We start from the raw sequence: 13115 nt of genomic DNA, 5'->3' as shown, positions 1-13115 counted from the left end.
TGTCCTATTTGATCACTTCTTCTTCAGGCTCAAATCCCAATAAATCATCAATAGTTTTCACAGTGACCGAATGATATTTTGGTCGTGACTTCTCGTAAATCTTCAAAGCATCTTCCAGTCTATTATTTCTCTTGAAGGCTTTGAAAATTGTTTCCACATACCAACGACGTCCTACGGAATTTAGAAATTCCGCAATTTTAGTGTCCACGTTTTTTCCGTGATAATCATGATTTAAAGCCTGCTCATACCAAACCATTTGAATATAAGAGTTTGAAGAATTGGTGAGGTTTAATAGATCATCCAGTTTTTTCATTTGCTCCGCCGTCATGGTCGCAGGGAAGTTTCTGATGAAATGTACCCATTCTTGAGGGGTCCAATCTTTAGTAAGCTCTTGGTTAAAATCATTATTTACGATGAAATCTTGAAGTATATTTTCGACATTCTTCAGTTTGTCAGAAGTTATGAGGGCTTGATTTTTTGGAACGCCTGGCTGGTTGATCCATTCATCCGTATTAAAAGTAATCTTATTTTTTTCTAATAAATTCGTGTTGAGGTAAGTCACAAACTTCTCTGTGGTCATGGTTGAGAAGGCGTGTTCCTTGAAGTACTGTTTTAGAAACGCATCAAATTGGTCACGACCCATAGTTTCTTCCAAAGTTCTTAAAAACAGGTAACCTTTATCATAGGCGATGCTGTTCATGGCATCGTCAGGATTTTTACCTTTTAAATTGAGTTTCAGTTTAGTGGCATTTGGCGTGTCTTTTAAATTCTCCAATTCATCATCCAAATCCTGTCTGCTGATCAACGCAAGCATTTCGGCACGTTCTTTCCCGTAAACTGCTTCCATGATGCGCATTTCAAAATACACAGTAAAACCTTCGTTGATCCAAAAGTCGTTCCAAGTTGTGTTGGTGACTAGATTACCAGACCATGAATGTGCGAGCTCATGCGCAATTAAGGAGGTTAAACTTTTGTCACCTGCAATTATCGTTGGCGTGGCAAAGGTCAATCTTGGATTTTCCATCCCACCAAAAGGGAAACTCGGGGGAAGAACGATTACATCAAACTGTTCCCAAACATAATCTCCGTAAAGATTTTCAGCTGCCGAAACCATTTTTTCCATATCAGAAAACTCATCATATGCTTTATTGAGCATGCTTTTTTCAGCATAAACACCGGTACGCTCGCTTATCGCTTTATAGCCAAAATCGCCAACTGCCAATGCAATTAAATAGGCAGGAATGGCTTGTTTCATTTGGAAATGGTATAGGCCAGTTTCATTTTTTTCCTTCGGATTTTCAGCGCTCATTACGGCCATCAACCCTTTGGGCACTTGCACATTGGCCTCATAGGTCATACGGATTTGCGGACTATCCTGAATAGGTATCCAAGTTCTCGTTAAGATGGCTTGACCTTGCGTAAATAGAAAAGGTTTGGTTTTATTGGTGGTCTGTTCGGGTTTTAACCATTGTAAAGCTTCGGTGTCTTTTGTGGTTTTATAGACGATTTCTATTTTCTTAGTATTTTTTCCAATCGTAATGGTGAGTGGTTGTCCCATTATTTTGTCCTTAGCTCCTAATGAAAATTCGGTTTCTTTGCCATCGGCTGTCACAGACTCAATATCCAAGTGTTTTGAATCTAAAATTATCTGGGTGCTGTTATTATTTACAATATCATAGGTAGCTTTTCCCTTTATAATTTCGTTTTCAAAATCGACCGTAATATCCAGATTTAAGTGGTTGATAAACGCATTATTTGGTTTGGCATAAGAGTGTGGCTCTTCCACATAACTGTAAACAATTGCTTTCTCTTCTTTAGGTTGTGCGCAGCCCGCCATAATAAATAATATTAAATAAAATAAAGCTTTTGGAGTGTTCATGGCAATTTTATACAATTTAGTGATCTAAGATAATATTTTATTGGTTGAAATTAGAGTTGGAAATACCAAAATGCCCAATACATTAATCCGAATTGTAAAGGGATTCGCAATAGTAAAATCCATACTGGAATTCCAGCCCCTGCTTTTTTGCTTGTTAACATATAATAATGCACGATTAGAAATACAACGAGCATTGCTATAATACCTGATATGGCAAGGTTTTTTGTTTCCGGGAAACACAGGCCTATACCTAAAAATATCTCTGCTATCCCGCTTAGGATGACCAAAAGTTTAGGATTGGGTAAATATCTTGGCATGATGCGCAAATACATTTTAGGCCTGATAAAATGCATGATGCCGGCAAAAATATAGATTGATGCCATGAAGTAAAGATGCCAAGGATATATCATAAATTTTAGTCTTTATATACATTAAAAGTGAGCCCGATGCCGTAATTGTTTAATCCTAATTGGAGAAGGGTCGATTGGAAGTTTTTGCCCCTTTCAAATCGTGTCCATTTATTATCATTGACAAAAACACGTTTAACGTAGGTTTTATGCCCTGAAATCTTATCGGTAAAAGGTAGAAGCGGCCTGAAATTGGTTGGGATCTTTATAATGCTGCCATCATTGGATTTGATTTCCTTGTATTTTTTGTTGGACAATAATTTGCCTTTATCGTCCGTATAGCCAAGAACTTGTAAGGATACAAAAACACCTGATTTCGGAATGAAGATACCTTCATCGGAAACGTCCAAAGTAAATTTGTCGCCATCTTTCTCAGTCGCTCGGAAGACAATGTTTCGAAAGATGATTTCTTTCCCTGGAAGACCGTTTTCATTGTTGTAGAATTTCACCTTAAACAAGGTCGAAAAAGGCTTTTTATCGGCATTGGAACGTTTTCGTTTATCCCAATCCTTAGACTCTAGGGTAATAGGGAAGTGTACTTTGGTGATTTTCTTTAATGCCTCGTCCGGATTATTGAAAAAAACAGCAATTTCAGATTCTATCGTGGGCAGCCAACAATGGTGATATTCATCATCTAAATAAGGTTTGATGTCTTCCACCTTGAATTTCCTATCTATTTTTGTGGTAATTAACACTTCATCCAAAGCATTCACCTCCGTATGCATTAGTATTAATTCAGGTAAGTTTGCTGTCGCCACCTTAAGGTCTTTATAGCCTAAAGCAGAAATATAAAGGGTATCAATATCTGGATAAAGTTTTTTTGTAAAGATAAATTGTCCTTCATCGTTTGCAAATAAACCATTTCCATTGTTAAAGGAGACCGTAGCGTAAGACACCGGGTAATTGGTTTGTTCATCTTTTATCGTGGTTTGAGCAAAACTTATACTCACATAAAATAGTAACAAATAAAACGGTGGGGATTTGTAATTCATAGGGGTATTGTCTTTAATACGACTTATTTTTTAAAAGCTATCAATCTTAAAATTTGTATACAAACATTTCAATTTTTTATTTAAGAGTTGCTTTCTAAAGTTCAAGACTTTAAAGATACATTTATTAATAAAAAAACGGCTAACAAAATGTTAACCGTTTTATGTTATAGTTTCAAACTTTAATCTTCCCGCAACCAACTTCCCACTTTATTTAATACCAACGTTTCTTATTGCTTTTTGACCCTTGCCCTTTGCGCCCTTTTTTATGTTTACTTCCTGTTTTTTTAGAGGTATGAATTATTGGTTTCGCTTTAGGATCTAAAGGATAAGGATGATTTTCTTCAACAGGAATCTGTATGTTGATCAATTTCTGAATGTTTTTGACATAGTCTTTTTCATCCGCAGAACAGAAGGAATACGAGTTGCCAAAATGTTCTGCACGTCCCGTTCTTCCAATACGATGTACGTAAGTCTCGGGTACGTTTGGTATATCAAAGTTGACCACGGCGTCCAGCTCATTGATATCAATGCCTCTTGCGGCAACGTCTGTGGCGATAAGAATATTGGCCTCGCCATGTTTGAATTTACTAAGCGCAGCCTGTCGATCACTTTGGGTTTTATCGCCATGAAAACTCTCTACCTTATATCCATTTTTTATCAGGGTCTGCTCAAGTTTTTCCACTCCAAATTTCGTGCGTCTAAAAATGAGAATATTGCCTTTGATGGTATTGCGCAAGAGATGAAGGCACAATTCTATTTTGTCCTGTTTTGGTACATAATACAGCACTTGGCTCACGTTTTTTGTCACAGATGAAGTGGGTGTTACCTCCACACGCTCTGGCGACTTTAAAATGGAGTTAGCCAGTTGTTCTACCTTGAAAGGCATGGTCGCGGAAAAAAGCAAAGTTTGCTTTTCTTCCGGACACAAACGCTCAATTTTTGAAACTTCATCTATAAAACCCATATCCAGCATCAAATCGGCTTCATCCAAGACTAAAATTTCGATGTGGTCCAAATTGATTTGATCTTGTTTATGCAAATCGAGCAACCGCCCAGGAGTGGCAATAACAATGTCAACGCCTTTTTTAAGAAGGTCAATTTGCGGATCAATGGAAGCCCCACCAAAAATTACCATGGTTTTTAAATTGGTATAAGCACTATAAGTCTTAAAGTTTTGGGCAATTTGAATGGCCAATTCTCGTGTTGGACTAATAATAAGCGCCCTGATTTTCTTAGCTTTTTTTGCTTCGTCTTGATGGTCAAAAAGAAGTTGTAAAATTGGAAGTGCAAATGCAGCGGTTTTACCCGTTCCCGTTTGAGCAGAGGCAATCACATCTTTTTTGGCCAAAACCAATGGGATGGTCTTTTCTTGCACTAAAGTGGGAGTTTGGTATCCAGATTCGGCTACTGCTTTTAAGATGAGTTTATTGAGTTGTAAGTCCTTAAATGACATTTATAATTATTTTCTGCAAAGATAGCAGAAAATATAGTGGAAACTTAAGGATGGTAGATGCGCTTTTAATCTAGAGCATTTTTTGTCACAAATACGCGCCACCCAATGATTGCCAATTGTAGTTTGGAAGCTTTTGAAAGATCAAGTTGGCGTTTTGAATAGCTAGGAAGTAGTGTTTTATTGATCTTTGCCAAAAATTTAAAAAAGCTTCTTTTCATAGTGACCTGCTTGTAAAGTTGATGCTTTTATGTCCCAACGATAACAAAGATAGAAATTTAAGTCCTGAAAATTATTAAAAAGAAAGTTGTTTCGTTAAAACTAAGGTTAAAACTCATTCTAGACTGAGTTTTACTTAGTTTTTTCATTTTAACTAATCGAAAAAATAATGGCGATTATAATTTTGGTAAGTGTGATCATAATAGTAGTGTTTTAAAGGTTAGTATTTTGTATCGAATTGCAATTGTCTTTTCAATATATAGGTTTTAAAAATGATTTTTCTAATGTTCTACTGGATATTAATGAATTTGACTTTAAATTTGTAATTGGAATAATCATAATCATTTCATATATGCATAAATTATCTTATTCAAGGTTCCTTTCTGTAATATTAAACTCATGATTTTATTTCGTACTGTTAGTCTAGAAGGGTGTATTTATGGCCATTTTTGAAAATTAAGAGGAAATTTATCCCAAAGACATGCCGTTTTCGTGTTTCCATCTTGCTGATGAGCTCTTGCCTAAACTTTTATGAATTCACATATTGTTAAATTCACTGTTTATTAAGTGCGAATGTTTTTCATATGTGTCTGTGATGTATCTTTATTAAAAACCTCATAATGAAATACATAGCTTTAATTCTGCTTTATCTGTTTTTTTCAACGATAACCTATGCGCAAGTGGTCATTAATGAAATGGATAGTGATACGCCAAGTATCGACGACAAGGAGTTTGTTGAACTTCTCTCTGAAGGACCAAACTTTCCGCTGGATGGTTATATTTTGGTGTTTTTTAATGGGTCTGCGTCTGGTGGCAATACGAACTATTTAGCACTGGATTTAGCTGGCTATGAAACTGATATTAACGGATTATTGCTTATTGGAAGTAAATTTGTGGTTCCAACACCTCAATATTTAATTCCAATTTCCGTAATTCAAAATGGTCCTGATGCGGTGGCGCTCTATCGTGGGAATTATGAGGATTTTCCTGATCAAACTTTGGCTTATGTGAATGACGATTTGGTTGATGTGTTGGTATATGGCACGAACGATCCGAATGCCACTGGTCTATTGGATATTTTTAGGGAATTTAATCCGGAGATCCAACAGATCAACGAAGGCCCCAACAACAATACGGACTCCATTCAGCGTTTTGTGGATGAGGATGGCGTTGTCACCTATATGACGACAACGCCTACACCAAGGCAATTGAACGATGGTTCTGGAATTGCTCTTAATGGTATTTGGATCAGTATTGCAGAAACGCAATATCATGAAGGCGATAGTTTGGATATCACGTTTACTACAGAACAACATGTGACAGAGGATCTCACATTCAGTTTAAGTTTGGATAACTATGGTTTTAATGCCTCAGATTTTACCGGTGATACGTTTTTGACAATTCTCAGCGGCATGAATACCGTAACAACCACGATCACCATTATTGATGACGATGAAGATGAAGGTGATGAAGTCATGAAGGTGACTCTTTCTAATTTTCCGTCAATATTTTTGGTGTTGAATAATCATCTGGAGATTAGAGTTGTTGATGATGATTTTACTACTGCCGCTTTTGGAACGCCTATTAATCCCACTTTTGGAATGGTCAAAAGCACGCAGCCTTCCGACTATTACGACAGTTTGGATGGTTTGGCGGATTCAGATTTAAAACAGGCTATCCAAGATATCATAGCAGAGGAAGGGGTGGTCAGGGCGCAAACCTATGCTGATGTTATTGATATTTTAAAAGAGGCCGATCAAAATCCTGAACACAGTAACCAAGTGTGGTTGGTGTATTCTGAAATTGCACGCCCTAAATTGGATTTTCAAACGACGAGTGAAAGTCTTGGTAAATGGAATCGAGAGCATACCTATCCGCGAAGCAGAGGTCGATTTTATAGTATTGAATTGGATGAGATTTTCGATGGCAAGGAGATATACTGGGATACCAATGCCGATTCCCTTCGCCATGGAAACAGTGATGCACATGCCTTGCGCGCGGCAGATTCTCGCGAAAACACCAGGCGAAGTAATTTGCATTACGGACAGTACAACGGGCCAAAAGGGACTTTAGGCAAGTTTAGAGGCGATGTGGCACGTGGTGTGTTTTATTTGGCTTTACGTTACAACGGACTTGAAATTGTCAATGGATTTCCTGAAGGTACGGTAGGGGAGTTGGGAGACCTGGAAACATTATTGGAATGGCACCGAAATGATCCACCTGACGATTTTGAAATGAACCGCAACAATATCATCTATACTTGGCAAATTAATAGAAACCCCTTTATCGATCAGCCTGAATTGTTGGAATATATTTGGGGCAATAGGGGAGGACAGATTTGGAATCAGGCATTGAGTTTGAAAGATGACAAAGTACTTCATCTTAGAGTTCATCCCATTCCAACTAGAGACCGACTTTACATCTCAGGAATTAATAATGATACGCTAATAGAAGTTTTTAGTCTAGATAGTCGTAAAGTGATGCAGCATCGGACGACTGAAGATGTGTCATTGAATCTATCCTTCGATTTTGACTTGTCATCAGGTATATATCTGATGCGATTGGAATCACAAGGAAAATCCTTGACCAAAAAGATTGTGGTCGAGTGACAGACAAGAATGTCATAGAGAAAGCCCAAACTCAGAGTTGAATTTAGGCTAACTTAATGGACTTTAATCTCAGTTATTTCTTTTTTGTTGTGATAAGGACAACACCATTCTTGCCTTTTTCTCCGTACTTTTTAGTTGAAGCTTCATTCTTTAAAACATCAACACTTTCAATGATTTTCGGGTCAATAGCTTCCATTTCATCTTTCGAAATTTCTTTGCCATCCATAAGGTATAAAGGTCTTGTTCCATTATTTGATGTTGAGTTCGACTTTTGATTTTCATCTGTGGTGATGATGATTATTTCTCTATCTTCAGTTTTTGAAAAACCATCTTTTTTGGAGGTAATAAGAATCACCCCATGCTCACCTTTTTCGCCATACTTTTTTGTGGCAGCTTTATCTTTTAAAATTTGAATATTAAGAATAGAGTCTGGATCAATGGTGTCCATTTCATCATTTTGGATCTCCTTTCCATCTAAAAAGATTAATGGCGGATTCTCATTCTCTTTAAAAATATAAGTTTCGTTATTTGTTTTTTTAACACTTATAACTTTATTGTTTTCGTCAATAGTATTTTTATAGCTAACTTTTCCAGTTGTATTTTCAATGTATATGGTGTCCTTATTTGTAGAGTTTTTGTTTGTATTGTTGCTAATAATTCGGAAGGAATTCTCTTTAGAATTATTAGAAGGCTCTGAGATTATTACTTGTCCATCTTCATCTGTTTCAATTTTAAAGGTCTGGCTTAGACCATGAGTTTGCTCACCCATATCAATCTTTCCAGTGGAAGGATTCATCGAAATTTCGAAAGGCTCAATAGGTTCGGATAATTTTTTAGAATGAACTAGCTTTGTATGTTCATGGTTATACGCCACCTTGATTCCAGTAATCTCGTTTTTTGTATTCCGCTTCACATTCTTAAAAGAGATGGTAGCTCCTTTTTCAGTAAGTTTCTCTTTGATGAAATCAAGCTGTTGGTCCTTGGTGTCTTTGGTCACCACAAATTTTAAAATGTTTTGTTGATCTTCTTTTACGATTTTTTTGGGATTATCTGAGGTTTGTGCGATAGTTTCGGTATTAAAAGTCATGGCAAAAATGACTAATAATGGCAGGATAATACTGTATTTCCAAGTGTTCATAGGGTTTGATTTTGATTTCTGTAGCATGACGATTCGTTTTTTGACTTGTCCGAAAGCGGGGAAAAGCGTGACTTGCTTTCCAAATACTTTCAGGCGGATTGTTGAGTTATAAAAAGTGTTGATAAAAATTAAATCGTGCTCTGGCAAACTAGTTTTAAGCAAGAGCTTTTGATAACGTTTATTACTTTGAGATTGCTTTTGAGTGTAATGGTCCGCAATGAATTCTAAGTTTTGTTTGAGTGCTTTCCGGTACAACCAGATAAAGGGATTAAACCAAAATAAAGCAGTGGCAAGATCCATTAAAACGGTATCTATGCTGTGGTTTTGAGAAGCATGGATCTTTTCGTGTTGTAGAATGAGTTTCAGTTCTTCTTCGTTAAACAGTTTTGGATTAAAAACAATCCATTTAAAAAATGAGAAAGGCGTTATATTCTGTGAGGACTTTACAAAGGTGTACTTTCCAATTTTTTTCTTGTCGTTAGTTTTGATGATTGTCAATAATGAAAAGAATTGGATGAGTAATCGGCCCAAAAAGAAACTTGCGCCAAGGGCATAAATCCACATCAATAAGGTGGTCAGATCAAAATATGGCTCTGGGCTGGTTTGAACGGATGTCGAAATCATGCTAAATCCACCAGAAGATGCTGCCGGCATTTCTACATAGATAGGGATCACCAATAATGGAAATAGAATGGAAGTGAACAATCCCAGGATTAAAAACCATCGGTTCGCATTAAAAAAAGTTTCACGCTGCAAAAACAACATGTAGCACAAGTAAAAAACAGCTAACAACGCGCTCGATTTTAATAAATAGGCCATAATTAGAGTGTTTCTGATTTTTCGGAATCTTTTCCTTGGGCATTTTTCGTCTCAATTAAGGCAATGATTTCCTTAAGTTCATCAACACTTATTTTTTCTTCCTTTGCGAAAAACGACACCACATTCTTATACGAGTTATTAAAATAATTTTCAATAGCAGTACTCATAAAACGTTTTTTGTAAGCTTCCTTACTAACAATAGGGTAGTAATGATGCGTCTTTCCGTAGGCTTGATAACTCACATAACCTTTCTCTTCCAAATTTCTGATGATAGTTGATAAGGTGTTGTAGTGAGGTTGATCGTCTTTGATCTCTGCCATGACATCTTTCACGAAAGCTTTTTCAAGCTTCCAGATGATGTGCATAATTTCCTCTTCTTTATTAGTGAGCTTTTGCATAAACTGTTTTTTTTCATTCTCAAAAATGAGTGTATTTATTTAGAAATTCAAATATAACTATTTTTGTAGTTATATAACTATTTATACAGTTGTTTAACGAAATATTTAGTTTTTGAATAGTATTAAATAAAAAAACACACCGCTTTGGGTGTGTTTGGTTTATCAGGAATTTAAAATTACTTGTTGTTTTTGGTTGTGGCAATAATAGCGCCGTCTTTTGCTTTTTTGCCATAGATACTAACGGCTGTATCTGGTTGGAGATGATCAACAGTTTTTAAATTATCAGATTTGGACAATTGATCCAAAGTTTTAAAATCCGATTCGTCTCCGTCAATTATTATGAGCTTATTGGAGTTTGGATCGTCTTTAAAAATAAATTTGTTGGATCCTGATCCATTTTTATCGTCAAAAAACCAAGAAAGATTATTACCCAAAAATCCGCTGGATTCCATTTGTTTCTTCATCTGTTCTCTTAATTCGTCCAAATTCAAGGTTTGTCCATTTAAAAAGAAGGACTGATCCTTATCATTAAAAAAATCATCAAAATTGAAATTTCCAAAGTGAGGCATTCCGGACATTCCTAAAGAATCGATATTAAAACCAAAAGGCGCCATATTGGGGCGGTTAAAAAATGCCATCGCACCTTGTTCTTTACTGCTTCTGGTAATATAAAGCGTCCCGTCTTTTTTTCCGAACACAATTTGTGGGATGGGAACATTACTAGACATTTGACTCACCGCTTGATTTCCGTTGGCATCTGTAAGCTCAATTTTAATACCTGTAATTTCGCCCGTATCGTTGCGTTCTATAAGGGTAAAGGATGCGGTAATCTGTTGTTCTTTAAGTAATTTTTGGATGTCTTCAAATTCTGAGTCTGAAGTATTACTGTCAATCGTGATTGACGTATTTTCATTAAGAGATGTGTTTTTAAGAACGGACACCTCATGTTTTACAACAGCAGAAGGTTCTGATTTACGGGCGAAAGTTTTTAAAGAAATAATGCTCATTAAAGCCAAAAAGATCACGCCCAATCCGATTTTAATAAATTTAGCGGTTTTCATTTTTATTTTGTTTTTACTCAAAATTATTATTTTACTAAATACGATAAAAAAGTTTAACGAAACTTTTGTTTAGAATGTTAATGACTGTGAAAATCAGAAGAATGTGTCAAAAAAGTAATGCCAAATACCGGATGTGGATTTTCTAATGTTTTCAAAATGCACTTTACTTTTTAGAAACTATTTCTATGGTCAGAGATTAGGCACTTTTAATTTATACAAACGGAATTGTCAATTTTTTACAATAAAGTCTTTATTCTATAAGTGAAACGGTCTTGATCCTTCATTGGATAACAGTGTATTTGACTGTAATTTTTTTTAATTTTCATAAACTTCAATGCTTTTCTCGTAATCTGAATGTAGTATCTTCGCAAAAAAAATAATTTATGAGTTTAGTTTGGGTGGTATTAGGATTGATTCTGTTAGTTGTTGGTGGCGAGTTTTTAGTACGCGCCGCAGTAGCACTCTCTTTAAAATTTAACATCTCCAAATTGGTCATAGGTATGACCGTTGTTTCGTTTGCGACATCTGCACCAGAACTTTTAGTCAGTTTACAGGCCGCATTGGATGGGTCTTCAGACATTGCATTAGGAAATGTGATAGGTTCCAATATTGCTAATATCGGTTTGGTTTTGGGGATTACTGTACTGATTTCGCCGTTGACGGTTGATAAGAATTTTTACAAGCTTAATTGGCCAATGATGATGTTATTGTCAGTGGTGCTCTATTTCATGTTGCAGAGTGGTGATGTTTTAGACCGATGGGAAGGCGCTGCCTTGATGCTTTCGTTGGTTATTTTTCTTGTCGTATTGATCAGGCGCTCTAAACAAGAACCGGATACGCCAATTGGAGATATAGATGAAACACTTCAGGTAACCTCTGGCTTTAAACTCACCGTTTGGTTGCTTATAGGTGCACTGGCACTTTATTTTGGTAGTGAGTGGTTGGTTTTTGGAGCTAAGGAGATGGCAGTCTCACTAGGTGTAAGTGAACGGGTGATCTCGGTTACGATGGTAGCCATCGGTACAAGTGTTCCGGAATTGGCCGCCTCTGTCATTGCAGCGTTGAAAAAGGAGAAAGCGATTTCTTTAGGGAATTTAATTGGATCCAATATTTTTAATATAGCTTCTGTGCTTGGTCTAACGGCAATGATTCAGCCTATTGCAGTAAATAGTCCTAAAATATTAAGTAGTGACATGATCTGGATGATTGCATTTGCTTTTGTTTTGCTCCCAATGATTTTCCTGCCTAAAAAATTTGAATTAGGAAGGTTAAAAGGATTTATTTTGCTAGCATCTTATCTCGTCTTCATCTTTTTAGCCTTCTACATATAAAATTAGAGGGGCTATTGCTAAGAATATCATAATTTTTGCTTCTTGACCCTATTTATTTTAGGGTGTACTCCAATTTGTGTTCAGTTTTCTTTATTTTTGCGATATAATTTTCATTAAATATATAATTATGTCCACTTTAAGATTTCACGCAATTAAAAAAACCCTTGATCGCAAACCAGTTCACATAGATGAAACGAAACGCCGCTCAGAAATTTTTGGCGACAATGTTTTTAATGAAGCAACCATGCGGCAGTTTCTAACGAAAGAAGCTTTTAATAGCGTTATGGCAGCTGTGGAAACCGGAGCAAAGATAGATCGTTCTGTAGCCGATCATATTTCGACAGGAATGAAGGAGTGGTCCATTTCTAAAGGGGCGACCCATTATTCACATTGGTTTCAACCCTTAACGGGCTCTACCGCTGAAAAACACGATGCGTTTTTTGAAACTATTGGAAACGGATTGGCTATTGAAAAGTTTGGTGGATCACAATTGGTTCAACAGGAGCCTGATGCGTCCAGCTTTCCTAATGGTGGCATTAGAAATACTTTTGAAGCTCGTGGCTACACGGCTTGGGATCCAACTTCTCCAGCATTTATCTACGGTACCACCTTATGTATCCCAACGGTGTTTGTTTCATATACCGGAGAAGCATTAGATTATAAAACACCACTTTTAAGAGCTTTATACGCCATGGATACGGCGGCTGTTGCAGTGTGTAAATATTTTGACAAGAATGTAAAAAAGGTGAACACTTCCTTAGGTTGGGAACAGGAATATTTTTTAATTGACAGTGCACTTGCGGCCTCAAGAC

The 13115-nt window shown here is 36.4% G+C and carries 11 protein-coding genes; 3 read left to right on the top strand and 8 right to left on the bottom strand.

Annotated features, from left to right (window positions below; genetic code table 11):
* Positions 1-4: 4 nt before the first annotated feature.
* The 5 genes from VLZ86_RS13040 to VLZ86_RS13020 all read right to left on the bottom strand — a co-directional run bounded on the left by VLZ86_RS13040 (position 5) and on the right by VLZ86_RS13020 (position 4949).
* Positions 5-1879 carry a M1 family metallopeptidase gene (locus VLZ86_RS13040; RefSeq protein ID WP_325452038.1) on the bottom strand — a complete coding sequence of 625 codons (1875 nt, stop codon included), beginning with the start codon at positions 1877-1879 and terminating at the stop codon, positions 5-7.
* Between the two features lie 50 nt (positions 1880-1929).
* Positions 1930-2289, bottom strand: coding sequence for a DoxX family protein (locus tag VLZ86_RS13035; RefSeq protein ID WP_325452036.1), 360 nt, complete (start codon positions 2287-2289; stop codon positions 1930-1932).
* Positions 2290-2294: 5 nt separating this feature from the next.
* Positions 2295-3278 (bottom strand): hypothetical protein, encoded by a 984-nt coding sequence (locus tag VLZ86_RS13030; RefSeq protein ID WP_325452034.1) that lies wholly within the window; start codon positions 3276-3278, stop codon positions 2295-2297.
* Positions 3279-3489: 211 nt separating this feature from the next.
* Entirely contained in the window at positions 3490-4731 is a 1242-nt protein-coding gene (locus VLZ86_RS13025; RefSeq protein WP_325452032.1) for a DEAD/DEAH box helicase, read from the bottom strand.
* 65 nt (positions 4732-4796) lie between these two features.
* On the bottom strand, positions 4797-4949 hold the full coding sequence (locus VLZ86_RS13020) for an SsrA-binding protein (protein WP_325452030.1): 153 nt from the start codon (positions 4947-4949) through the stop codon (positions 4797-4799).
* Positions 4950-5567: 618 nt separating this feature from the next.
* Here VLZ86_RS13020 and VLZ86_RS13015 point away from each other — a divergent pair.
* Entirely contained in the window at positions 5568-7556 is a 1989-nt protein-coding gene (locus VLZ86_RS13015) for an endonuclease (protein WP_325452028.1), read from the top strand.
* Between the two features lie 73 nt (positions 7557-7629).
* Here the strand turns inward: VLZ86_RS13015 and VLZ86_RS13010 are convergent, their stop codons facing one another.
* From VLZ86_RS13010 to VLZ86_RS13000, 3 genes are all read right to left on the bottom strand, one after another.
* Positions 7630-9513: a M56 family metallopeptidase gene (locus VLZ86_RS13010; RefSeq protein ID WP_325452026.1), complete on the bottom strand. Its 1884-nt coding sequence runs from the start codon at positions 9511-9513 to the stop codon at positions 7630-7632.
* A 2-nt stretch (positions 9514-9515) separates the two neighbouring features.
* Positions 9516-9911 carry a BlaI/MecI/CopY family transcriptional regulator gene (locus tag VLZ86_RS13005; protein ID WP_325452024.1) on the bottom strand — a complete coding sequence of 132 codons (396 nt, stop codon included), beginning with the start codon at positions 9909-9911 and terminating at the stop codon, positions 9516-9518.
* 176 nt (positions 9912-10087) lie between these two features.
* Positions 10088-10972 carry a hypothetical protein gene (locus VLZ86_RS13000; RefSeq protein ID WP_325452022.1) on the bottom strand — a complete coding sequence of 295 codons (885 nt, stop codon included), beginning with the start codon at positions 10970-10972 and terminating at the stop codon, positions 10088-10090.
* A 383-nt stretch (positions 10973-11355) separates the two neighbouring features.
* On the opposite strand from VLZ86_RS13000, the gene VLZ86_RS12995 reads away from it, so the two are divergent.
* Positions 11356-12303: a calcium/sodium antiporter gene (locus VLZ86_RS12995; RefSeq protein WP_325452020.1), complete on the top strand. Its 948-nt coding sequence runs from the start codon at positions 11356-11358 to the stop codon at positions 12301-12303.
* 127 nt (positions 12304-12430) lie between these two features.
* Positions 12431-13115, top strand: a 685-nt coding sequence (locus VLZ86_RS12990) for a glutamine synthetase III (RefSeq protein ID WP_325452018.1), incomplete at its 3' end; no start/stop codon positions are given.

The organism is Gelidibacter sp. (genome assembly GCF_035515035.1).
GTDB lineage: Bacteria > Bacteroidota > Bacteroidia > Flavobacteriales > Flavobacteriaceae > Gelidibacter.
This window is presented reverse-complemented; position numbering and strand designations above follow the sequence as displayed.